Here is a 22,695-nt window from a genome sequence, read left to right as displayed (position 1 = left end):
CTCTTATCCTTTCGTTTGTAACTGACGCCAGGCATCATTTGCCAGCGCAATAAATTGTTTGTCATCTGTCTGCTGAAGGCGCATTTCAAACCATCCCGCCATCAGCATCAACACCCACGGACGCCAGCGCGCGACCTGCCGCGCAAGGGTGAGCGCATTGATGTTGGCGTTTCGGGCATAGGCGGTTATCAGCTGCTCGCGCGACGCCTCATCAGGCATCCAGACCGCAGCGAGTTCGAGCGCCACGTCACCGTCTCCGGCATATTCCCAGTCGATAAGTTTCTCGCCTGCCGTGGTATGAACGATATTACCCGCGTGGACATCCATATGCAGCGGCGCCAGACGTAACGCCTGCGGCTCTCTCGCTCTGCGTAGCCGCTTAAGCTGCGCCAGCCAGTAGGGCGTGCGTCGTCCAGGCGCAGCCTGCTGCCAGTAGTGATCCAGCAAAGGAAGTAACGTTACCCGCCAGCCCAGACGCGGCTGGCGATGCAGATGATACAGCATGGCTGCAAGCGCAGGCGTATCGGGAAGCTCGCTTTTGATCTCACCCGCAATAAACGCCACCGCCATCCAGTCTCTGATAAAGAGATGAGGTTGTGGCGCAAGGTCAGCGGGCAGGCGCTTCAGGGCGCGGAACTGGCGACGAAAATGGGAGGCAGGCGCGGCGGCATCGTGATGCTGACGTAAAACCAGCCGATGGTCGCCACGCTCAATAATGCAACTCGCGCCGCCAAGCCCGGCGGGGGCTTGCGGCGCGATAACACGGTACTGAGGGAAATAACGCGTCAGGACGTCATGACGCGTGCGCTTATTGTTGCGTAACGGCACCTTTACCTGACCAGATAATTTCGCCGGTCTGAACCAGCATTAACTGCATCTGCAACGACGGCGTGTTCACGTTGCCTGTCGCGTTAGAATAAAGGACATACTGCGCGCCAACGTTGCGGGCAATACCAATCGCTTTACTGCGCGAACCCAGGCTGTCCTGAGGCGACAGACCAAGCTGCTGCTTGGCGACCGCGAGCTGCTGAGCTGAGACCAGCGTAAATTTACCGTTGTTTGCCAGCGCGTTGCGCAGGGTTTCCGTCGCTTCTCCCGCATTCAGGGAACCGTTTGTACGGTTGTTCACGCTGTCCACCAGCAGCACGCTGCCGGGCGTAACGCCCTGTGCCTGCAACATTTTGCCCACCATCGGCTGCATTGCGCCGTTCCAGTCATAGTGGCGTACTCGCGGCGCAGGCTGTGCGGTGTCGTCCGGATGTTCGATCGGGCCAGGCTGCGCCGGAATGGTCGGTACAGACGGCACGGTTGGAACAGGCTGCGCTGGCGTTGTTGGCTGTTCCGTTCCCGGCTTCGCCTGATCTACCGGTGCTGGTTCTTCCGTTCGCGTCACACAACCCGCCAGAAAGAGTGCAAAAGCACTCAGGAGCGCATAACGGCTCATTGTTTTAATCAAGGTTCACTCCTTACAAATAAAGATAAAGTCTCACCTTATGTGCACCCAGATAGCTGGCGCTGCCGTAGAGCGTGACTGACGATCTTGCCGGGATGGTCACGCTGCGCGGCGCCTCAAGCGGGTGCATCTCAAGACCTCTCACGTCATACCAGTAGAAGCGATAATGCACCGTCACTGGCTCTTGCCTTTCGTTATAGAGCGTAGAGGAGGCTGAAGACTGGATTTCGCTTATGGTCAGCGAAGGCTTCTCCGCCGTGATGCCCGCAGCAAGCACTGAGGACTCCATCACCAGCGTCTGTTCTTCACTGACCGGGATGGCGGGACGCGCGCTGCACCCAACCATTACCAGCGTCACGATCAGCGCTGCAATACGCCCAGTTAACATATTAAAGACCTTTATGTGCCAGCATCGGTCCCAGTGGACGTCCACCCAGCAGATGCATATGAATATGATAGACTTCCTGGCCGCCATGGCGATTACAGTTCATGATCAGACGGTATCCGTCCTCAGCAATCCCTTCCTGCTCTGCGATTTTCGCGGCTACCGTAAGCATACGGCCCAGCGCCACTTCATGCTCGGTTTTAACGTCATTAACGGTCGGGATCAGAATATTGGGAATAATAAGGATGTGCGTCGGCGCCTGGGGAGAAATGTCGCGGAAAGCCGTGACCAGTTCATCCTGATAGACAATATCCGACGGAATTTCGCGGCGGATAATTTTACTGAAAATCGTTTCTTCAGCCATGACCTTTTCCTTTTAAGTTTAATCTGGCGTCGTGCGTCCGTTGTTAACACACATTGTCTGATTTACTGCGTGACACAAGACAAGAGTATGAGCGAGTTTCTCCTGTCCTTTCAACCTTCTCCCGTGATTTCTTTCCTGATTGTCCGCCATCTGGCTTAAGAGGCATCGCTTTAGGACATTTCTTTTCTGAAACCTTATTTCAGTTCATTCCGAAACATCTGTTTACAGCGTTAATCACAATGCGTATATTTCGCATTTGCATTTTCATGCGCATTTTTAACATAGAAAACGACGTCAGCCCGTGCTAGCGGGACTGTCGCGAATTACCTTCACCATTCACTAAGGGTTTGATGATGTCTTTCATTAATCACACCAGGGATGGGCAACATCAGCCTGCCGCAACACCTTCGTTGCTGGCCGCCTGCATTGCTATGGCATTGACGCCAACCGCCGCTTTCGCTGCTTCAACCACCGAAGATACCGTCGTCGTAGACGGGGGTTTTGACAACACACAGGATCTTTCTGCCAGCCAGGATCAGGATTACAGCGTAAAAACCACCACCACCGGCACCAAACTGTTGCTGGTTCCCCGCGACATCCCACAGTCCGTCAGCGTTATCAGCCAGCAACGTATGGCTGACCAGAATCTGCAATCCATCGGACAGGTGCTGACGAATACCACGGGCATTACGGCCCAGGTGCAGGACAGCGACCGTACCGTGTTTTACTCACGCGGCTTTTTCGTCAGCAACTACGCCTATGACGACCTGCCAACCTCCATCAGTGAAGTGTGGAACTTTGGTGATACCGCCGCGGATACCGCGATTTATGACCGCATCGAAGTGGTTCGCGGCGCCACCGGCCTGATGTCCGGCACCGGCAACCCGGCGGCGTACGTTAATATGGTGCGTAAGCACGCGGACAGCCCGGAATTTAAAGGTAACGTCTCCGCCAGCTACGGCAGCTGGGACAAGCAGCGCTACGTGCTGGATCTCCAGGCGCCGCTGGTAGAGTCAGGTAAGGTACGGGGCCGTCTGATTACCGGTTATCAGGACAACGACAGCTTCGTGGATAACTACCACTACCGGAAGAAATTCCTCTACGGTGTGATGGACGCGGATGTCACCGACAGCACCACCCTCTCGGTAGGGTATGAGTATCAGGAAAGCCATACCGCCGACCCAACCTGGGGCGGGCTGCCGACCTGGTACAGCGACGGAAGTAAGACCCACTACAATCGCAGCCAGACTGTCGCACCTGACTGGGCTTATTCAGATAAAGACAGCACCCGCATCTTCGCTAACCTGACTCAGCGTTTCGATAATGGCTGGGAAGCGCACATCAACGGTATGCACGCTGAAACCAACTTCGACTCCAAACTGATGTATATGTCCGGCTATCCGGATAAAGAGACCGGTGCGGGCCTGGTGGGTTACGGCGGCTGGAACCGTGGGGAACGTAAACAGGATGCGGTTGACGCCTTCCTGCGCGGCGGCTTCGATCTCTTTGGCCGTCAGCACGAAATGATGTTCGGCGGCAGCTTCAGCCGTCAGCGTAACCATTACGACAACTCCATGCCGGATGCGGTATACGGCATGGTTGATGTCGGCAACTTTAAGAACTGGAACGGGAACATCGCCGATCCCCAGTGGACGCCGTGGAAACTCTACAGCAAGGATGATATTCGCCAGTCTTCAGCCTATTCGTCGGCTCGTTTCTCGCTGGCCGATCCGCTGCACCTGATCCTGGGCGCGCGCTACACCCAATATAACATTCGTTATAACCCGGCAGGATCGCCGAATACCCGTCTGGAAAGCACCAAAGATGATGTCACGCCGTACGCCGGCCTGGTGTATGACATCAATGAGGACTGGTCGACCTACGTCAGCTATACCTCTATCTTCCAGCCGCAGGATAAGCGCGATGCCAGCGGACGTTATCTTGACCCTACCACGGGTAAAAGCTACGAAGCCGGGGTGAAGGCGGACTGGTTTAATACCCGCCTCACCACCTCGCTGGCGATTTTCCGCATTGAGCAGGATAACGTCGCCAGCAACACCTATACCTACATGCCGAGCGGTGAGTCGATCTATGAATCGCTGGACGGGGTGGTCAGCAAAGGGGTCGAGTTCGAGCTCAACGGTGCCCTGACCGATAACTGGCAGCTGACCTTCGGCGCGACGCGTTACATCGCAGAAGATAAGAATGGCAACGCCGTCAGCTCCGATCAGCCGCGCACAACCATGAAGCTCTTCACCCGCTATCAGTTGCCAATGCTGCCGGAACTGACCGTGGGCGGTGGCGTAAACTGGCAGAACAAAGTGTGGACGGACGTGGAAGGCGGCCCGGCAGGACGTTCCCGCGCGGAGCAAGGCAGCTATGGGCTGGTGAACCTGTTCAGCCGTTATCAGGTCACCAAAGATTTTGCGGTGCAGGCTAACGTCAACAACCTGTTCGACAAAGAGTATTACGATTACGTCGGATCGTATGCGGTTTATGGCGCGCCGCTGAACGTCTCGGTGAGCGCGAGCTACGATTTCTGAATGACAGAAGCCCGGTGGCGCTGCGCTTACCGGGCCTACCCATCACGTAGGCCGGGTAAGACGCCGCCACTACCCGGCACCACAAACCGCAGTAATAAAAAAGGCAGCCATTCGGCTGCCTTAGTCTCCCCAGGTCACAGCTTAGTTGTTGCGGATGTACTCATCCATTTCGGTTTTCAGGTTATCGGATTTCGTACCGAAGATTGCCTGAACACCAGAACCTGCAACAACGACGCCCGCTGCGCCCAGTTTTTTCAGACCCGGCTGGTCTACTTTCGCAACGTCGGCAACACTCACACGCAGACGAGTGATACACGCGTCCAGGTTAGTGATGTTCTCTTTACCACCGAAGGCAGCTACCAGAGCAGGCGCCATTTCGCTGGTCGCACCGGCTTTGCTGTCTTCCGTTGCATCTTCACGACCCGGCGTTTTCAGGTCCAGTGCTTTGATCAGCACGCGGAAGACGGTGTAGTACACCACTGCGTAGCCCGCACCCACAATTGGGAACAGCCACAGCTTGCTGCTGTTACCGGACAGAACGATGAAGTCGATCAGACCGTGAGAGAAGGACGTACCGTCACGCATACCCAGCAGGATACAGATTGGGAATGCCAGACCTGCCAGTACCGCGTGGATGATGTACAGGATCGGCGCAACGAACATGAAGGAGAACTCGATCGGCTCGGTGATACCGGTCAGGAACGAGGTCAGCGCTGCGGAGATCATGATACCGCCCACTTTTGCACGGTTCTCTGGTTTAGCAGAGTGCCAGATCGCAATTGCGGCGGCCGGCAGACCGTACATTTTGAACAGGAAGCCACCAGACAGTTTACCTGCCGTTGGGTCACCCGCCATGTAGCGTGGGATGTCGCCGTGGAACACCTGGCCTGCTGCGTTGGTGTATTCACCAATCTGCATCTGGAATGGAACGTTCCAGATGTGGTGCAGACCAAATGGTACCAGGCAGCGCTCAATGAAGCCGTAGATACCGAACGCCACAACCGGGTTCTGGTAAGCCGCCCACTGAGAGAAGGTCTGGATTGCTGTACCGATTGGTGGCCAGATGAAAGACAGAACCACACCGGTGAAAATCGCGGCCAGACCAGAAATGATCGGCACAAAACGTTTACCCGCGAAGAAGCCCAGATACTCAGGCAGCTTGATGCGATAGAAGCGGTTAAACATATACGCTGCAATCGCACCGGAGATGATACCACCGAGAACACCGGTGTCCGCCAGATGCTTAGCGGCAATCTCTTCAGCAGGTAAATGCAGTACCAGCGGCGCAACCACAGCCATGGTTTTCACCATGATGCCGTAAGCAACAACGGACGCCAGCGCGGATACACCGTCGTTATTGGTGAAGCCCAGAGCAACACCGATAGCGAAGATCAGCGGCATGTTAGCAAAAACAGAACCGCCTGCTTCGGCCATCACGTGGGAAACTACGGCTGGCAGCCAGCTGAAGTTTGCAGAACCGACACCCAGCAGGATACCTGCGATAGGCAGTACGGATACTGGCAGCATCAGCGATTTACCGACCTTTTGCAGGTTAGCAAATGCATTCTTAAACATAATTGAGAGTGCTCCTGAGTATTTGTGCTTTTTTTACGTTTTCACGCATTGGCCCGGGGGGAGTACCGCGCCGTGGACAGGACATCTAAGCGCCCTTTATTTATTACACAGAGTAAAATAATTCCCTCTGAGTTTGTTTGACGGCTATCACGTTTCAGTTCAAGACGGCCAAAAAACTTGCAGATATTTACATAAAGCATGTCTGGATGTGTCTAAAAACGCCATCACCGCCCCAAATGAGGCGGTGAACTTTACTCGTTTTACTTATTAATTACGAGCCTAAAAATAACAGGCGTATCAGACAGATTGCAGGCGGGCGGGGTCGATATGGAACAGACTGGCGAAGTTTTCCGTTGTCACGCGAGCCAGCTCTTCAATACTGACACCTTTCAGAACGGCCATATACTCAGCGACATCCCGGGTCATCGCTGGCTGATTTTCTTTGCCGCGATGAGGCACCGGTGCCAGGTACGGGGAATCGGTTTCCACCAGAATACGATCCAGCGGAACATATCGCGCCGCATCACGCAGTTGCTCAGCATTCCGGAACGTTACAATCCCCGAGAACGAGATATAAAAACCTAAATCAAGCAGCTTACCCGCCGTTTCTCTGTCTTCAGTGAAACAGTGTAGTACGCCACCGCAATCCGTCACCTTTTCTTCCCGCAGGATCGCCAGCGTGTCGGCGCGCGCATCGCGGGTATGAACGATAACCGGCTTATTCAGTTCACGGCCAATACGGATGTGGTTGCGGAAGGATTCCTGCTGGCGAGGTTTCGTTTCCGGGGTGTAGAAATAGTCGAGACCGGTCTCGCCCATCGCCACTACGCCCTCTTCTGCGGCAAGACGGCGTAAATCCTCAACGTCGTACGCTTCATCCTGATTCAGCGGATGCACGCCGCAGGAGAAGACGACATTATCGCGCTTGCCTACCAGTTCACGCATGGCGCGGTAACCCGGCAACGTGGTCGCCACGGCCAGGCAAAATTTCACATCGCGCGCGGCGGCTTTCGCCAGCACGTCGTCCACATTTTTATGCAGGGTCTGATAATCCAGGCCATCGAGATGGCAGTGTGAGTCGACTAAAAACATAATGTCTCTCTCAGAGGTGGGAAACCGGCGGTATGACGCCTGATTGCAGGTAGTGTTCGATACGCAGTAACTGGTCGGTCAGTAAAAGCTCGCGATTGAGACCGGTTACCGTCAAAAGTTGTTCACGACTCTGGCAGATATCATGAAGGATAGCGTGCAGCGACTGCCCTGACAGGCGATTCGCCAGCGTGGTGACCAGCGCCCACACGTCAGGGTTAGTCAGAAGCGTCGCCCCCTGCTGGATTTTGAGCGCATCCAGCAGCAGCGCGGCCAGCCAGTGCAGCCGTTCCGGTGCCTGATCGCTGTTCAGCGCTGGCAGCACGCTCAGCCAGTCATGGCTGTCGAGGGCTGATTCAACCGCACGACATAGCGTTTCACGCTGGGACCACACCTCCGGCTGCAATAAGGCCAGCGCAGCCGCAGGCGCACCGCTGCACAGGCGCAACGCCGAACGCGCCGCATCTGGTGACACCGTCACTTCTCGCTCAAGCCAGGCGAGCGCCCAGGATTCCTGAGGGACAGCGAGGTGGTGAAGACGGCAGCGACTGCGCAGCGTCGCCAGCAAGCGTTCCGGCTCGCGGCAGGAGAGGAAAAACCAGGTATTCTCTGGCGGCTCTTCCAGGGTTTTTAACAGGGCGTTGGCTGCGGCTTCCGTGAGCAGCGCGGCGTCTTTCAGCCACACCACTTTCGCCCCCCCCAGACGCGCATATTCGTACAGTTTCTCACTGACCTCACGCACCGCGTCGATACCGAGCGTATTTTTGCCCTTCTCGGGTTCGAGGGTGTAATAGTCAGGATGCGTGCCCGCCTGCATAAGCTGGCAACCCCGGCATTTACCGCAGCTTTTATGTCCTTCCGGCTGTTGGCACATCAGAAAGCGGGTGATGGCGTAAATCAACGCATCATCACCCATTCCCGGCAGCGCCTGGATCAGTAACGCATGATGCCCCCGACCAACCTGATAGCTGCCGATCAGCTGTTCAAAGTGTGGGCGCAACCATGGATACCATTTCATGCCTGCTGCTCCTGTAGCCACTGCGTAACGGTCTGCTGAATATCACGCGTAACGTCTTCAAGGGATTGCGTCGCATCGATGGTACGAATGGTCTTGTCCTGCCCGGCCAGTTCCAGATAACGCGCACGGGTGCGGTTAAAGAAATCAAAAGACTCCTGCTCAATGCGGTCCAGTTCGCCGCGGGCACGGGCGCGCTTCAGGCCCACCTCAGGAGTTACGTCCAGATACAGCGTCAGGTCAGGACGGAAATCGCCCAGAACCGCGTCGCGAAGCGTAGCCAGCATGGCCTGATCGATACCCCGGCCCCCGCCCTGATACGCCTGGGTTGAGAGATCGTGGCGATCGCCAATCACCCATTTCCCTTCTGCCAGAGCGGGTTTGATCACCGTCTCCACCAGCTGAACGCGCGCAGCATAGAACATCAGCACTTCCGCTTTGTCGGTAATAACTTCATCGCCAACGGATTTGATATCCAGAACCAGACTGCGCAGTTTTTCCGCCAGCTGCGTACCGCCCGGCTCGCGGGTAAAGACCATGTCGGCGACGCCAAGCGACGTAAGCGTATCCACCACCACGTTACGGGCAGTTGTTTTGCCCGCCCCTTCGAGTCCCTCAATGACAATGTATTTACTGCGCATTTTTTTCCTTAAGTGCCTTCAGATAGTCCTGAACGGAGCGATTGTGGCTGGCCAGGTTGGTATTAAACGTATGCCCCCCTTTTCCGTCAGCCACAAAATAGAGATACGGCGTTTTGGCCGGGTGCGCGGCGGCCTTCAACGAAGCTTCACTCGGCGTCGCAATCGGTCCAGGCGGCAGGCCGCTAATCACGTAGGTATTATACGCCGTTGGCGTCTCCAGATCTTTTCTGGAAATCCTGCCGTTGTAGTTTTCGCCCATGCCGTAGATGACGGTAGGATCGGTTTGCAAACGCATGCCGATGCGCAGACGGTTAATAAACACCGAGGCAACCTGGTCACGTTCGGCAGCCACGGCCGTCTCTTTCTCGATGATCGAGGCCATCGTCATGAACTGGTTTTGATCTTTATAAGGCAGGCCCTCTGCTCGCCCTTTCCAGGCAGCGTCTACCGCCGCGACCATTTTGTTGTGCGCGCGCTTCAGAATGGCCACATCGGTAGTGCCTGCCGTATACATCCACGTATCGGGCCAGAACCAGCCTTCCACCCACTCGGGATGTTCGAATTTTAAGGCGTCTGCCACGGTCTGGTAGCGGTCATCTTTCAGCGTATGCTTAATGTATGGCGCGTCCCGCAGCTGCCTGAGGTAATCGCTCAGACGCATACCTTCCACAAAACGCAGCGGGAACTGGGCTTCTTTACCACTCTCCAGCAGTTGCAGCATCTCGCGCACGGTCATGCCAGGGGTAAAGCGATAGGTACCGGCCTTGAAATGGGACAGGTCCGGTTCAATACGCAGCAGCCACTGGAATACGCGTGGGCGATTGATAATTTTGTCGTTATACAGCTGCTGACCAAGCGCCTGCCGCCCGGTACCCGCTTTCAGGGTAAAAATCGTCTCGTCTTTAATCAGGATCTGACTCTCCGCCAGCTGACGGACTTTCCACACTCCCGCTCCGCCAGCGATACCGAACGCAACGATAAGAAGGAGGACAAAGCGTAACATTTTCTTCATGACTACCTGGTTTGCTCACATAACGGGGCCAGAAACTGGAACAGCTCGCGGGATGACCAGCATTTGCGGCCATAAGCGCGAACGGGGACAACGGGCATCAGCGCATTGCAGATTACGACTTCATCGGCAGCCAGCAGCGCCTCTTCCTTAGCGTTGACTTCGACAACGCGAAAGCCTGCGCGTGCCAGCTGGTGCAGACAAAACTGCCGCATAATGCCGTTGACGCCGGCCTGCTCCAGTGAAGGCGTGAACACATCACTGCCCTTCCGCCAGAGTAAATTAGCCGCACAGCATTCCGTAATGTACCCTTCGCTGTCAAGAACCAGCGCCTCCCCGGCCTCCGTCTGCTCAAGTTGAGTACGAATAAGCACCTGTTCAAGGCGGTTGAGATGTTTTATGCCAGCGAGCATCGGGTTTCGCCCCAGACGTACCGGACTTAACGCCAGGGCTACGCCCTCTTCACGCCAGTGCGCATAATGGGAAGGATAATCTGAAACGGAAAGGATCCGCGTAGGATGCAGACAGGCAGAACCGCTATAGCCCCGGCCACCGCTCCCGCGGCTAATAATGACTTTCAGGACGCCGCTTGCTTTATCTGACGCCAGCCGACGCATTTCACTTTCAAGAATGTCCCACTGCGAGAAGGGGATCAGTAATGCTTCGCAGGCTTTTTGTAAACGAAGGATATGGGCCCCGAGCAGGCACACGCCACCGTTGAGAATACGCGCAGTCGTGAAACAGCCATCGCCAAACTGGGTCGCCCTGTCGCTTGCCGGCAGCGTGTCTTGCTCAAGGCCATTAATTAAAAACATGGTGGCTCCTTATGCGTGGAGGCTCAGTCTGGCAGGATGTGGACAGCCGGACAAGGGGATTTCGCCTAATAAAAAAGGCCCGGCAAGCGGACCTTTTTTTATCGTCAGCGACCAACCAGACTCAGACCTTTTTGAAGATCAGAGAGCCGTTAGTCCCACCGAAGCCGAAGGAGTTACACAGGGTATACTCCATACCGCTAACCTGGCGTGCTTCGTGAGGAACGAAGTCCAGATCGCAACCTTCATCCGGATTATCCAGGTTGATGGTTGGCGGTACAGCCTGATCGCGCAGCGCGAGAATTGAGTAGATCGACTCTACCGCCCCCGCAGCACCCAGCAGGTGACCGGTCATGGATTTCGTGGAGCTTACCATTACGCGGCCGGCAGATTCGCCGAAGATAGACTTAACAGCCTGCGCTTCTGCTTTATCGCCCGCAGGGGTAGACGTCCCATGGGCGTTAACGTAGCCAATCTGTGCCGGCGTAATGCCCGCATCGCGGATGGCGTTTTCCATCGCCAGCGCAGCGCCTGCGCCGTTCTCTGGAGGAGACGTCATGTGATAAGCATCGCTGCTCATGCCAAAGCCAACAACTTCAGCATAAATTTTCGCGCCACGTTTTTTCGCGTGTTCGTACTCTTCCAGTACGATCATGCCTGCACCGTCACCCAGCACGAAACCGTCACGGTCTTTATCCCACGGACGGCTCGCCGCCTGCGGATTATCGTTTCGGGTAGAGAGCGCACGCGCTGCACCGAAGCCACCGACGCCCAGCGGGGTACTGGCTTTTTCAGCGCCGCCCGCAACCATAGCATCTGCATCGCCGTACGCAATGATACGCGCGGCCTGGCCGATGTTATGCACGCCAGACGTACAGGCTGTCGCGATTGAGATGCTTGGGCCACGCAGGCCGAACATAATGGTCAGGTGACCTGCCACCATGTTGACAATCGTAGACGGAACGAAGAACGGGCTGATTTTACGCGGGCCGCCATTCATCAGAGATGTATGGTTTTCTTCAATCAGACCAAGACCGCCAATCCCGGAGCCGATAGCGGCGCCGATACGGGTCGCGTTCTCTTCCGTAATCTCAAGGCCAGAATCCTGCATGGCCTGAACGCCAGCGACAATTCCATATTGAATGAAGGCATCCATCTTGCGCTGTTCTTTGCGCGAGATGATCTCTTCACAGTTAAAATCCTTTACTAAGCCAGCAAATTTCGTTGCATAGGCGCTAGTATCGAAATGGTCGATTAGGCTGATGCCGCTCTGACCGGCAAGGAGAGCTTTCCAGGTGGACTCTACGGTATTGCCGACAGGAGACAACATGCCAAGTCCGGTCACAACTACACGACGCTTAGACACGCTTGTCCTCCAGGGAGGGATAAAAAAAGAAGATTCGTGGGACAACAAAAGATAAAACTCAGGCGGTCGAATGACCGCCTGGAGATGTTCACTTACGCCTGGTGACCGTTGATGTAATCAATGGCAGCCTGAACGGTGGTGATTTTCTCAGCTTCTTCGTCCGGAATCTCAGTATCAAACTCTTCTTCCAGAGCCATTACCAGCTCAACGGTGTCAAGAGAATCTGCGCCCAGGTCTTCAACAAAGGAAGCGGAGTTCACAACTTCTTCCTGCTTAACGCCCAGCTGTTCGCCGATAATTTTCTTAACGCGTTCTTCGATAGTGCTCATACTCTTAAATTTCCTATCAAAACTCGCTTTCGCGATGGTTTTCGTAGTGTATAAAATGTTGAAAAATTTGCAACTAAATCCCGGCAGGTCTTACCACGATTTTACGTTATTTTGAGGCCATTTGCCCAAATAACGCAAATATTTTCGATCGTGATTAAACCATGTACATCCCGCCGTTGACGTGGAGGGTTTCACCAGTGATGTAACCCGCTTCGTCAGAGGCTAAAAATGCAACCGCGCTGGCGATTTCTTTAGGGTCGCCAAGACGACCCGCAGGAACTGCCGCCAGCGTACCCGCACGCTGCTCATCAGTCAGCGCACGCGTCATGTCCGTTTCAATAAAGCCCGGAGCAACAACGTTTACAGTAATTCCGCGGGACGCGACTTCACGCGCCAGCGACTTACTGAAACCGATCAGACCTGCTTTCGCCGCAGCGTAGTTAGCCTGACCAGCATTTCCCATGGTACCAACCACAGAACCTATAGTGATAATACGACCATGACGCTTTTTCATCATAGCGCGCATTACCGCTTTTGACAGACGGAATACAGATGACAGGTTGGTTTCGATAATATCGTTCCACTCGTCGTCTTTCATTCGCATCAGCAGGTTGTCGCGAGTGATCCCGGCATTATTGACCAGAATATCCACTTCGCCAAACTCTGCGCGAATATTTTCCAGAACAGATTCGATAGATGCTGGTTCAGTCACATTCAGTACCAGACCTTTACCGTTCGCACCCAGATAGTCGCTGATGGCCTGTGCGCCATTCTCACTGGTCGCAGTCCCGATCACCGTCGCGCCGCGCGCAACCAGTGTTTCAGCAATAGCGCGCCCAATACCGCGGCTTGCGCCGGTCACCAGGGCAATTTTTCCTTCAAAACTCATGGTATTCCTCTTTTATTGCGAGAGTGCCGCTTTCATGGCTTCCGGCTCGTTAATCGCCGAGGCAGTCAGGGTGTCTACAATACGTTTTGTCAGACCGGTAAGTACCTTACCTGGACCAACTTCATACAGATGTTCAACGCCCTGAGACGCCATAAATTCAACGGTTTTAGTCCACTGAACCGGGCTGTAGAGCTGGCGAACCAGCGCGTTACGGATAGCCTCCGGCGTGGTTTCGCACTGCACATCGACGTTATTCACAACGGAAATCGTCGGTGCGTTAAAGGTCATTTTTTCCAGCTCAACCGCCAGCTTATCGGCAGCGGGCTTCATCAGCGCGCAGTGAGACGGTACGCTCACCGGCAGGGGCAGTGCACGTTTTGCGCCCGCAGCTTTACAGGCAGCACCTGCACGCTCAACCGCTTCTTTATGACCCGCGATAACCACCTGGCCTGGCGAGTTAAAGTTTACCGGAGAAACGACCTGACCTTCAGCAGATTCTTCACAGGCTTTAGCGATAGACGCATCATCCAGACCGATGATGGCAGACATGCCGCCCGTGCCCTCTGGCACCGCTTCCTGCATGAATTTACCACGCAATTCAACCAGGCGTACCGCGTCAGCGAAGGCAATCACCCCTGCGCAGACCAGCGCAGAGTATTCACCCAGGCTATGACCCGCCATCAGCGTCGGCGCTTTGCCGCCCTGCTGCTGCCATACGCGCCACAATGCGACGGAGGCTGCCAGCAGTGCCGGTTGAGTCTGCCAGGTTTTGTTCAGCTCTTCAGCGGGGCCCTGTTGGGTCAGCGCCCACAGATCATAACCCAGCGCGTCAGAGGCTTCACGGAAAGTCTCTTCAATAACCGGATAGTTTGCTGCCATTTCAGACAACATCCCAACAGTTTGCGAGCCCTGTCCCGGGAACACAAAAGCAAATTGCGTCATTTTTTAATCCTTATCCTAGAAACGAACCAGCGCGGAACCCCAGGTGAACCCGCCACCAAAGGCTTCAAGCAAGACCAGTTGGCCCCGTTTAATTCGTCCATCGCGTACCGCTTCGTCAAATGCGCACGGTACCGATGCCGCAGAGGTGTTGCCGTGGCGATCAAGCGTCACCACAACGTTATCCATAGACATGCCCAGCTTCTTCGCCGTCGCGCTGATGATACGCAGGTTCGCCTGATGCGGCACCAGCCAGTCGAGTGCGGTGCGTTCAAGGTTATTGGCTTCCAGCGTCTCATCGACAATATGCGCAAGCTCAGTCACCGCTACCTTGAATACTTCATTACCTGCCATGGTGAGATAAATGGAGTTATCAGGATTAACGCGATCGGCGTTAGGCAGCGTTAACAGCTCGCCGTAGCGGCCATCGGCATGCAGGTGCGTGGAGATGATGCCCGGCTCTTCGGACTGCCCCAGCAGCACCGCGCCCGCGCCATCGCCAAAAATAATGATCGTGCCGCGATCGGTTGGATCGCAGGTACGCGCCAGCACATCAGCGCCGATCACCAGCGCATATTTTACGGCGCCCGATTTTACATACTGATCGGCGATGCTCAGCGCATAGGTGAAACCCGCGCACGCTGCTGCAACATCAAATGCCGGGCAGCCTTTGATGCCGAGCATGTTCTGCACCTGGCACGCTGCGCTTGGGAAGGCATGCGTGGCAGAGGTTGTCGCCACCACAATAAGCCCGATCTGTTCTTTATCAATGCCAGCCATCTCAAGCGCTCGCTGAGCGGCTTCGTAGCCCATGGTGGACACAGTTTCGTCTGGCGCGGCGATACGACGTTCACGGATACCTGTGCGCGTGACAATCCACTCGTCAGACGTATCTACCATTTTTTCAAGATCGGCGTTGGTACGCACTTGTTTTGGCAGGTAGCTGCCGGTACCTAAAATCTTCGTATACATGTACGCTCAGTCACTTTTAGCTAATACAGATCCCAGGCGAGCGGCAATCCTCTGAGGGACTTGTCGCTGCACCGCCTGCACTGCCTGTTCAATCGCGACGGTAAATGCTCGCTGATTGGCGGCGCCATGACTCTTAATCACGATGCCGCGCAATCCTAACAGACAGGCGCCATTATACTGGTCGGGGTTGAGGTGACTGAATCGCCGCGTCAGGCTTTTTTGTAACCAACGCTTTAATAAAATCAGCCACCAGGACCTTTTTTTACCTTCTCCCTGCGATTTCAGCAGAGAAAGGAACATTCGTACGACCCCTTCCATGGTCTTCAACGTCACGTTTCCGGTGAAGCCATCACACACTAATACATCCGTTTTGCCCGTCAGCAACTCATTGGCTTCGAGATAACCAATATAGTTGATGGAGGGGACCTGTTTGAGTATTTCCGCAGCGTCGCGGATACTGTCCAGGCCTTTAGTCTCTTCTTCACCAATATTCAGTAAAGCAACGCGGGGATTGTTAATCCCGACCACGTCTTCAGCCAGCACCGACCCCATAACGGCAAACTGAGCCAGCATTGTACTATCACAATCCACGTTAGCGCCCAGATCCAGCACCACCGTTTTGCCCTTCTGCTGATGCGGTAATACCGTCACCAGCGCCGGACGCTCAATGCCCTCAATCGGCTTGAGCAATAATTTCGACAGCCCCATCAGCGCGCCAGTATTTCCCGCGCTGACGCAAGCCTGCGCTCGCCCTTCTTTCACCAGCTCCAGCGCCATTCGCATAGAGCTGCCGCGGCTATTACGAATAGCCTGCGATGGCCGGGCATCACTGGCAATAACTGACTGCGCAGGAATAATCTGCAGACGCGAACGTTGTTCAAAGTCAGCTTTTGCAAGTAATGGCGTGATTGTGTCGGGATTACCGACTAAAAGAAGTGTGAGTTGCGAATTAGAATTCAGTGCCTGCAATGCTGCAGGCACTGTCACGGTAGGGCCAAAATCTCCCCCCATGACATCTAACGCCAGGGTTAGACGTGTCAAGGTATCGTCGCAGCCTGGTTCGGTAAACTCCCCGTTTGCACGGGGAAGTTCCTCACTAAGCCTAATCACGCTGACGCGTGATTACTTAGTGATAACCTTGCGGCCGCGGTAGAAACCGTCAGCGGTGATGTGGTGACGCAGGTGTTTCTCACCAGAAGTCTTGTCTACAGACAGGCTGGTAACTGCGGTCAGCGCGTCATGGGAACGACGCATGCCACGTTTGGAACGGGTTGGTTTATTCTGTTGTACGGCCATGGACCTTACTCCTCAATTACTTACGCTTTAAGCTGGCTAATACGGCAAATGGGTTTGGTTTTTGCGCTTCATCAGGCAGTTCCCCAAAGACCATGTCCGCCTCGGACACTTCACAGTGTTCAGAATCATGCACCGGAACGACTGGCAGGGAGAGGATGACTTCATCTTCAACCAGCGCCAGAAGATCGATTTCACCGAATTCGTTAACCTCAATCGGCTCATACGCTTCCGGGAGTGCTTCAGCCTGTTCGTCAGAACGAACCGGACTAAAACAATACGTTGTGTGAACATGCTGTACAAACGGTTTCCCGCAACGCTGACATTCGAGCGTTACCGTCACCTTTGCATCACCGGTTAACACGGCGAGACGCTGGTTGTCGATAGCGAACGACATGGAGCATTCTACATCACTGTCCACACTGACTACAGATTCGGCAATACGCTCAGCCTGATCGGAAGAATAGATTCCTTCGTAATCGAGGCGTTTTTGAGCCGTACGAACCGGATCAAGAGTCAGGGGTAATTTTACCTTTTGCATAGGGCGCGCATATTAACTTTGTAACGTCATAGAGTCAAAGAAAAAGGCAACCAGAGCTGCCTTTTGCCAATTATTCGCACACATTGCGGCCTGTAGTTTAAAATGGCTGGCATCGATACGCTATATCTGGTGATAAAAATATGCCAAATCTCGTCCTTGCTTCCACTTCACCTTATCGCCGAATGCTGCTGGAAAAGCTCGGGATCCCGTTTGAATGCGCTGCGCCGGAGGTGGATGAAACGCCACAGCCGGGCGAGTCACCGCGTCATCTGGTTACCCGTCTCGCGAAAGAGAAAGCACAGTCGCTGGCCGTACGTTACCCCGCACATCTGATTATAGGCTCCGATCAGGTTTGTGTGCTGGACGGCGAAATCACCGGCAAACCGCATACGGAAGAAAACGCCTGCCAGCAGCTTTTGCGTGCGCGAGGCAGTATCGTGACCTTTTATACCGGCCTGGCGCTTTATAATTCGGCTTCCGGTCATCTGCAAACCGAGTGCGAGCCGTTTGATGTGCACTTCCGTCATCTTAGCGAGCAGGAGATTATGGATTATGTGCGTCGGGAACGTCCGCTGAACTGTGCAGGGAGCTTTAAAAGTGAAGGACTAGGGATTGCGTTGTTCGACAAGCTCGATGGCCGCGATCCCAACACGCTGGTGGGGTTGCCGCTGATTGCGCTGTGCCAGATGTTGAGGCGAGAAGAGTGTAATCCGCTGACGATGTGATCCCTGTGGCCTGATGCCCTCACCCCGGCCCTCTCCCACAGGGAGAGGGGGCAAACATAAAAAACGGCAATATACATTGCCGTTTTACATTTACCTTAGCCGCGCAGAACTTTCAGACAGCGTTTGAGCTGCTCATCCAGCGGCGCTTCAATACGGATAACTTCACCGGTATTAGGATGGGTAAATTTCAGCGCTGCCGCGTGCAGGAACAGACGCGACAGCCCTGTTCCCGCCAGCTGCTTATCAAATTCGCGATCGCCATAGCGGTCATCAAACGCAATCGGATGACCCGCAAACTGGGTATGGACGCGAATCTGGTGGGTACGCCCCGTCACCGGACTACAGCGCACCAGCGTGGCAAACTCATACCGCTCTTCTACTTTAAAGCGCGTCTCAGACGGTTTCCCTTCCTGATTAACACGAACAATGCGCTCGCCGCTTTGCAGAATATTTTTCAGCAGCGGCGCCTGCACCACTTTCACGTGGGACTGCCACTGGCCGCGCACCAGCGCCAGATAATCTTTCTGCATCCCTTTTTCGCGCAGCTGTTCATGCAGTGAACGCAGCGCAGAACGTTTTTTCGCCACCAGCAGCACGCCAGAGGTATCGCGGTCAAGACGGTGAACCAGTTCGAGGAAACGCGCTTCCGGGCGCAGCGCGCGTAACCCTTCAATCACGCCGAAGCTCAGACCGCTCCCCCCGTGTACCGCCGTTCCGGACGGTTTATTCAGCACCAGAATGTGGTCGTCCTCATAAAGGATAACGTCGCTCAGGGCCGCGACTTTTTGCAGCTTCGGAGAAACGACCTCTTCTTCACGCTCTGCAACACGTACCGGTGGAATGCGGACTTCATCGCCCGCCTCGAGCTTATACTCTGGCTTTACGCGTTTTTTGTTCACCCGCACCTCGCCCTTACGCAAGATGCGATAAATCATACTTTTTGGCACGCCCTTCAGTTGGGTGCGCAAAAAATTATCGATACGTTGCCCCGCCTCGTCGTCGGCGATGGCAACCATTTTTACGGCTGGAGTCTCTGTTTTCATGGTTGGCGATTCTAAATAGCGTCAGACATTAGCGCCACTCATTTTTCTATGCTTATATTTACTTTTATCCGGACCACTCCCCTTTCGCGCAATCGATTTGGTGGTTATTAAACCAATCACCCCGTTGAAGTGAAGAAACTGTGAGTAACCGGGTGATAATTGGTAAAAGTCATCTTGCTATAACCCGGCGAGCAGTGGAATAATGAATCCGTTTTCCGCGTTAAATCCGGGTTTTGTAAGGATGTCGACGGAATGACCAATTTTGTCTGACCGATCATCCACGCAGCAATGGCGTAAGACGTATTGATCTTTCAGGCAGTTAGCGGGCTGCGGGTTGCAGTACTTCCCGGTATAAGGATTGTTCTCTGGAGAGTTTTCCCAGGCAATTCCCCTGATAATTGCGCTGTGTTTCCGTATGAAACACAGGCAACCGACACTCTGCGCCTCTTAAGCGAGCGACAACCGTGAGGTTGGCGACGTGAATAGACACGAGGCCATCGGTTCATACCCCGGAAAGCGTCACCTTGCCCGCAGCTTTGTCGTCAATGTAAGAATAACGAGTAAGTTACGATGAAAAGAATGTTAATCAACGCAACTCAGCAAGAAGAGTTGCGTGTCGCCCTTGTTGATGGGCAGCGCCTGTACGATCTGGATATCGAAAGTCCTGGACACGAACAGAAAAAAGCGAACATTTACAAAGGCAAAATCACCCGCATTGAACCAAGCCTTGAAGCTGCATTTGTCGATTACGGTGCTGAGCGTCACGGTTTCCTTCCTCTCAAAGAAATCGCCCGCGAATATTTTCCTGCTAACTACAACTCCCATGGCCGTCCGAACATTAAAGATGTTCTGCGTGAAGGTCAGGAAGTTATCGTCCAGATCGATAAAGAAGAGCGTGGCAACAAAGGTGCCGCACTGACCACCTTTATCAGCCTGGCAGGAAGCTATCTGGTATTGATGCCAAACAACCCGCGTGCGGGTGGCATCTCTCGCCGTATCGAAGGCGATGACCGTACCGAGCTGAAAGAAGCGCTGGCAAGTCTCGAGCTGCCAGACGGCATGGGCCTTATCGTGCGCACCGCAGGCGTCGGCAAATCTGCCGAAGCGTTGCAGTGGGACCTGAGCTTCCGTCTGAAGCACTGGGAAGCCATCAAGAAAGCGGCTGAGAGCCGTCCTGCTCCGTTCCTGATCCACCAGGAAAGCAACGTTATTGTGCGTGCCTTCCGTGATTATCTACGTCAGGACATCGGTGAAATTCTGATTGATAACCCGAAAGTGCTTGAGCTGGCTCGCCAGCACATCGCCGCGCTGGGTCGCCCGGATTTCACCAGCAAAATTAAACTGTACACCGGTGAAATCCCGCTGTTCAGCCACTATCAGATTGAATCCCAGATCGAGTCTGCCTTCCAGCGTGAAGTGCGTCTGCCGTCCGGCGGTTCTATCGTTATCGATACTACCGAAGCGCTGACCGCTATCGACATCAACTCCGCGCGTGCAACCCGCGGCGGCGACATCGAAGAGACCGCCTTCAACACCAACCTTGAAGCCGCTGATGAAATCGCCCGCCAGCTCCGCCTGCGCGACCTGGGTGGTCTGATTGTTATCGACTTCATCGACATGACCCCGGTTCGCCACCAGCGTGCGGTTGAAAACCGTCTGCGTGAAGCGGTACGCCAGGATCGCGCACGTATCCAGATTAGCCATATCTCGCGCTTCGGCCTGCTGGAAATGTCCCGTCAGCGTCTGAGCCCGTCACTCGGCGAGTCCAGCCATCACGTCTGCCCGCGCTGTTCCGGTACGGGTACCGTGCGTGACAATGAATCGCTCTCCCTCTCTATTCTGCGTCTGATTGAAGAAGAAGCGCTGAAAGAGAACACCAAAGAGGTTCACGCCATCGTTCCGGTGCCGATTGCCTCCTACCTGCTGAACGAAAAACGTGCGGCGGTGAGCGCAATCGAAGCGCGTCAGGGCGGCGTTCGCTGCATCATCGTGCCAAACGACGAGATGCAAACCCCGCACTATCACGTGCTGCGCGTGCGTAAAGGCGAAGAGACAAGCACCCTCAGCTACTTGCTGCCGAAGCTGCATGAAGAAGAAATGGCGCTGCCATCGGATGAAGAGCCTGCCGAGCGTAAACTGCCTGAGCAGCCTGCATTAGCAACCTTCATCATGCCGGAAGCCCCGCCGGAAGCGACGCTGGAAAAACCAGCGGCAAAACCTGCCGTGCAAAAGGCAGCCCCTGCCGCGCCAAAAGCGCAGCCTGAGCAGCCGGGTCTCCTGAGCCGCATCTTCGGCGCGTTGAAAAAAATGTTTGCTGGCGAAGAAGTTCAGCCTGAGCAGCCGAAAGAAGCGCCAAAAGAAGCGAAACCAGAGCGTCAGCAGGACCGTCGTAAGCGTCAGAACAATCGTCGCGATCGTAATGACCGCAACGACCGTAGCGATCGTAACGAGCGCCGTGATAATCGTTCCGAGAACAACGAAGGTCGTGAACAACGCGAGGACAACCGTCGCAACCGTCGCGAGAAGCAACAGCAGAACGTTGAAGATCGTGAGATTCGCCAGCAGGCGGGCGATGAGTCCGAGAAGAGCAAACAGCGTGACGAGCAGCAACCTCGCCGCGATCGTAACCGTCGTCGTAACGACGAGAAACGCCAGGCCCAGCAGGAAGTCAAAAACCTGAACCGCGAAGCGCCTGTTGAACAGCAGGACACGGAGCAGGAAGAGCGTACTCAGGTTATGCCGCGTCGTAAGCAGCGTCAGCTGACCCAGAAAGTACGTGTGGGTGCTGTTCAGACGGAAGAAAACGACGTTATCGCGGTTGAAGCAGCAGAAAGCACAACGGGTACCCAGGTCGCGAAAGTTGACCTGCCAGCCGTAGTGGAAAATCAGGTTGAGCAGGACGAAAGCAGCGAAAACCGTGACAACGCAGGTATGCCGCGTCGCTCCCGTCGTTCTCCGCGTCACCTGCGCGTGAGCGGCCAGCGTCGTCGTCGCTACCGTGACGAGCGTTACCCGACTCAGTCGCCAATGCCGCTGACCGTGGCGTGCGCGTCACCTGAGATGGCATCCGGTAAAGTCTGGATCCGTTATCCGGTTGCTCGCCCGGAGCAGGCTGTTGAAGAACAGGCTGTGACCGAAGAGGTGATTGCACCGGTAGCAGCGGTGGAAGACGTCGTGACTGAAGCGGCAACCGTGGTTGAACCGCAGGTTGTTGACACGGCGGCACCGCAGGCTGTGGAAGTGGAAACGACCCATCCTGAAGTGATTGCTGCGCCGGTTGATGCCGCCCCGCAGATCATTGCCGAAGAAGATACCGTGGTGGCTGAAGAAGTCGCGGAGGAAGCTGAACCAGTCTCCGCAGCAGAAGAGCCCGCAGACGTTGCCGTCGAAACGGTGACGGAAGAGGTTGTTCAGGACGTCGAGATTCAGGTTGAGCCTGTTGTCGAAGAGGACAAAGAGGCTGAAGTGAAATCCGAGCCGGTTGAGGTCGTTGCCGCTCCAGCGCCTGCTCACGTGGCTACCGCGCCGATGACTCGCGCCCCGGCACCTGAGTATGTACCTGAAGCGCCACGCCATAGCGACTGGGTTCGTCCGGCATTCAACTTCGAAGGCAAAGGTGCTGCCGGTGGTCACAGTGCAACGCACATGGCTACTGCGCCAGCGACCCGTCCTCAGCCTGTTGAATAACGCACGCTAAGACCGAAAGCCGACC

At 55.0% G+C, this 22,695-nt stretch carries 22 protein-coding genes; 3 read left to right on the top strand and 19 right to left on the bottom strand.

Annotated features, from left to right (window positions below; genetic code table 11):
- Positions 1-3: 3 nt before the first annotated feature.
- Genes thiK through hinT form a run of 4 tightly spaced genes read right to left on the bottom strand, consistent with a single transcriptional unit; the run spans position 4 to position 2,202 of the window.
- Positions 4-828: a thiamine kinase gene (thiK, locus tag IM290_RS09620; RefSeq protein ID WP_032670940.1), complete on the bottom strand. Its 825-nt coding sequence runs from the start codon at positions 826-828 to the stop codon at positions 4-6.
- A complete protein-coding gene (gene lpoB / locus IM290_RS09615; RefSeq protein ID WP_085929697.1) occupies positions 809-1,453 on the bottom strand; it encodes a penicillin-binding protein activator LpoB in 645 nt (214 codons plus the stop codon). The genes thiK and lpoB overlap by 20 nt, the downstream gene beginning before the upstream one ends.
- Positions 1,454-1,466: 13 nt before the next feature.
- Entirely contained in the window at positions 1,467-1,841 is a 375-nt protein-coding gene (locus IM290_RS09610) for a YcfL family protein (RefSeq protein ID WP_003857939.1), read from the bottom strand.
- A 1-nt stretch (position 1,842) separates the two neighbouring features.
- Complete coding sequence (hinT, locus tag IM290_RS09605; protein ID WP_006809243.1) at positions 1,843-2,202, bottom strand: purine nucleoside phosphoramidase; 360 nt, start codon at positions 2,200-2,202, stop codon at positions 1,843-1,845.
- Between the two features lie 353 nt (positions 2,203-2,555).
- On the opposite strand from hinT, the gene fhuE reads away from it, so the two are divergent.
- Positions 2,556-4,745 carry a ferric-rhodotorulic acid/ferric-coprogen receptor FhuE gene (gene fhuE / locus IM290_RS09600; RefSeq protein WP_032670937.1) on the top strand — a complete coding sequence of 730 codons (2,190 nt, stop codon included), beginning with the start codon at positions 2,556-2,558 and terminating at the stop codon, positions 4,743-4,745.
- Positions 4,746-4,886: 141 nt separating this feature from the next.
- On the opposite strand, the gene ptsG is transcribed toward fhuE, so the two are convergent.
- From ptsG to yceD, 14 genes are all read right to left on the bottom strand, one after another.
- Positions 4,887-6,320: a PTS glucose transporter subunit IIBC gene (gene ptsG / locus IM290_RS09595; RefSeq protein ID WP_003857942.1), complete on the bottom strand. Its 1,434-nt coding sequence runs from the start codon at positions 6,318-6,320 to the stop codon at positions 4,887-4,889.
- Between the two features lie 297 nt (positions 6,321-6,617).
- A complete protein-coding gene (locus tag IM290_RS09590; protein WP_193041535.1) occupies positions 6,618-7,412 on the bottom strand; it encodes a metal-dependent hydrolase in 795 nt (264 codons plus the stop codon).
- Between the two features lie 10 nt (positions 7,413-7,422).
- On the bottom strand, positions 7,423-8,427 hold the full coding sequence (gene holB / locus IM290_RS09585) for a DNA polymerase III subunit delta' (RefSeq protein ID WP_193041534.1): 1,005 nt from the start codon (positions 8,425-8,427) through the stop codon (positions 7,423-7,425).
- Complete coding sequence (tmk, locus tag IM290_RS09580) at positions 8,424-9,065, bottom strand: dTMP kinase (protein ID WP_015570821.1); 642 nt, start codon at positions 9,063-9,065, stop codon at positions 8,424-8,426. Before tmk ends, holB begins: the two co-directional genes overlap by 4 nt.
- Positions 9,055-10,077, bottom strand: coding sequence for a cell division protein YceG (gene yceG, locus IM290_RS09575; RefSeq protein ID WP_193041533.1), 1,023 nt, complete (start codon positions 10,075-10,077; stop codon positions 9,055-9,057). Before yceG ends, tmk begins: the two co-directional genes overlap by 11 nt.
- 2 nt (positions 10,078-10,079) lie before the next feature.
- A complete protein-coding gene (gene pabC, locus IM290_RS09570; protein ID WP_193041532.1) occupies positions 10,080-10,889 on the bottom strand; it encodes an aminodeoxychorismate lyase in 810 nt (269 codons plus the stop codon).
- 121 nt (positions 10,890-11,010) lie between these two features.
- Positions 11,011-12,252, bottom strand: a complete 1,242-nt coding sequence (fabF, locus tag IM290_RS09565; protein WP_032104090.1) for a beta-ketoacyl-ACP synthase II — start codon at positions 12,250-12,252, stop codon at positions 11,011-11,013.
- A gap of 92 nt (positions 12,253-12,344) precedes the next feature.
- Complete coding sequence (gene acpP / locus IM290_RS09560; RefSeq protein WP_003857954.1) at positions 12,345-12,581, bottom strand: acyl carrier protein; 237 nt, start codon at positions 12,579-12,581, stop codon at positions 12,345-12,347.
- A 154-nt stretch (positions 12,582-12,735) separates the two neighbouring features.
- Entirely contained in the window at positions 12,736-13,470 is a 735-nt protein-coding gene (gene fabG, locus IM290_RS09555) for a 3-oxoacyl-ACP reductase FabG (RefSeq protein ID WP_193041531.1), read from the bottom strand.
- A gap of 12 nt (positions 13,471-13,482) precedes the next feature.
- Entirely contained in the window at positions 13,483-14,412 is a 930-nt protein-coding gene (gene fabD, locus IM290_RS09550) for an ACP S-malonyltransferase (RefSeq protein WP_077579783.1), read from the bottom strand.
- Positions 14,413-14,427: 15 nt separating this feature from the next.
- Positions 14,428-15,381 (bottom strand): beta-ketoacyl-ACP synthase III, encoded by a 954-nt coding sequence (locus IM290_RS09545; RefSeq protein ID WP_017384725.1) that lies wholly within the window; start codon positions 15,379-15,381, stop codon positions 14,428-14,430.
- A 6-nt stretch (positions 15,382-15,387) separates the two neighbouring features.
- Entirely contained in the window at positions 15,388-16,422 is a 1,035-nt protein-coding gene (plsX, locus tag IM290_RS09540; protein WP_017693638.1) for a phosphate acyltransferase PlsX, read from the bottom strand.
- A gap of 81 nt (positions 16,423-16,503) precedes the next feature.
- Positions 16,504-16,677 carry a 50S ribosomal protein L32 gene (gene rpmF, locus IM290_RS09535; protein WP_003857964.1) on the bottom strand — a complete coding sequence of 58 codons (174 nt, stop codon included), beginning with the start codon at positions 16,675-16,677 and terminating at the stop codon, positions 16,504-16,506.
- A 16-nt stretch (positions 16,678-16,693) separates the two neighbouring features.
- Complete coding sequence (gene yceD, locus IM290_RS09530) at positions 16,694-17,215, bottom strand: 23S rRNA accumulation protein YceD (RefSeq protein WP_003857966.1); 522 nt, start codon at positions 17,213-17,215, stop codon at positions 16,694-16,696.
- A 140-nt stretch (positions 17,216-17,355) separates the two neighbouring features.
- Here yceD and IM290_RS09525 point away from each other — a divergent pair, with 140 nt between their 5' ends.
- Entirely contained in the window at positions 17,356-17,940 is a 585-nt protein-coding gene (locus IM290_RS09525) for a nucleoside triphosphate pyrophosphatase (protein ID WP_032653209.1), read from the top strand.
- Positions 17,941-18,035: 95 nt separating this feature from the next.
- Here the strand turns inward: IM290_RS09525 and rluC are convergent, their stop codons facing one another.
- Entirely contained in the window at positions 18,036-18,983 is a 948-nt protein-coding gene (rluC, locus tag IM290_RS09520; protein WP_003857970.1) for a 23S rRNA pseudouridine(955/2504/2580) synthase RluC, read from the bottom strand.
- Positions 18,984-19,553: 570 nt separating this feature from the next.
- Here rluC and rne point away from each other — a divergent pair.
- Entirely contained in the window at positions 19,554-22,670 is a 3,117-nt protein-coding gene (rne, locus tag IM290_RS09515; RefSeq protein WP_193041530.1) for a ribonuclease E, read from the top strand.
- The last annotated feature ends 25 nt before the right edge of the window (positions 22,671-22,695 follow it).

Origin of the sequence: Enterobacter cloacae complex sp. S1, from assembly GCF_014930525.1 — a bacterium.
GTDB lineage: Bacteria > Pseudomonadota > Gammaproteobacteria > Enterobacterales > Enterobacteriaceae > Enterobacter > Enterobacter hormaechei_C.
The sequence above is the reverse complement of the archived record's forward strand: the minus strand, read 5'-3'. Positions and strand labels throughout refer to the sequence as shown.

Excerpts from the sequence above, each read along its gene's own strand:
- IM290_RS09610 (WP_003857939.1), bottom strand. The coding sequence starts at position 1,841 with ATGTTAACTGGGCGTATTGCAGCGCTGATCGTGACGCTGGTAATGGTT.
- hinT (WP_006809243.1), bottom strand. The coding sequence starts at position 2,202 with ATGGCTGAAGAAACGATTTTCAGTAAAATTATCCGCCGCGAAATTCCG.
- fhuE (WP_032670937.1), top strand. The coding sequence starts at position 2,556 with ATGTCTTTCATTAATCACACCAGGGATGGGCAACATCAGCCTGCCGCA.
- ptsG (WP_003857942.1), bottom strand. The coding sequence starts at position 6,320 with ATGTTTAAGAATGCATTTGCTAACCTGCAAAAGGTCGGTAAATCGCTG.
- IM290_RS09590 (WP_193041535.1), bottom strand. The coding sequence starts at position 7,412 with ATGTTTTTAGTCGACTCACACTGCCATCTCGATGGCCTGGATTATCAG.
- holB (WP_193041534.1), bottom strand. The coding sequence starts at position 8,427 with ATGAAATGGTATCCATGGTTGCGCCCACACTTTGAACAGCTGATCGGC.
- tmk (WP_015570821.1), bottom strand. The coding sequence starts at position 9,065 with ATGCGCAGTAAATACATTGTCATTGAGGGACTCGAAGGGGCGGGCAAA.
- yceG (WP_193041533.1), bottom strand. The coding sequence starts at position 10,077 with ATGAAGAAAATGTTACGCTTTGTCCTCCTTCTTATCGTTGCGTTCGGT.
- pabC (WP_193041532.1), bottom strand. The coding sequence starts at position 10,889 with ATGTTTTTAATTAATGGCCTTGAGCAAGACACGCTGCCGGCAAGCGAC.
- acpP (WP_003857954.1), bottom strand. The coding sequence starts at position 12,581 with ATGAGCACTATCGAAGAACGCGTTAAGAAAATTATCGGCGAACAGCTG.
- fabG (WP_193041531.1), bottom strand. The coding sequence starts at position 13,470 with ATGAGTTTTGAAGGAAAAATTGCCCTGGTGACCGGCGCAAGCCGCGGT.
- fabD (WP_077579783.1), bottom strand. The coding sequence starts at position 14,412 with ATGACGCAATTTGCTTTTGTGTTCCCGGGACAGGGCTCGCAAACTGTT.
- IM290_RS09545 (WP_017384725.1), bottom strand. The coding sequence starts at position 15,381 with ATGTATACGAAGATTTTAGGTACCGGCAGCTACCTGCCAAAACAAGTG.
- rpmF (WP_003857964.1), bottom strand. The coding sequence starts at position 16,677 with ATGGCCGTACAACAGAATAAACCAACCCGTTCCAAACGTGGCATGCGT.
- yceD (WP_003857966.1), bottom strand. The coding sequence starts at position 17,215 with ATGCAAAAGGTAAAATTACCCCTGACTCTTGATCCGGTTCGTACGGCT.
- IM290_RS09525 (WP_032653209.1), top strand. The coding sequence starts at position 17,356 with ATGCCAAATCTCGTCCTTGCTTCCACTTCACCTTATCGCCGAATGCTG.
- rluC (WP_003857970.1), bottom strand. The coding sequence starts at position 18,983 with ATGAAAACAGAGACTCCAGCCGTAAAAATGGTTGCCATCGCCGACGAC.
- rne (WP_193041530.1), top strand. The coding sequence starts at position 19,554 with ATGAAAAGAATGTTAATCAACGCAACTCAGCAAGAAGAGTTGCGTGTC.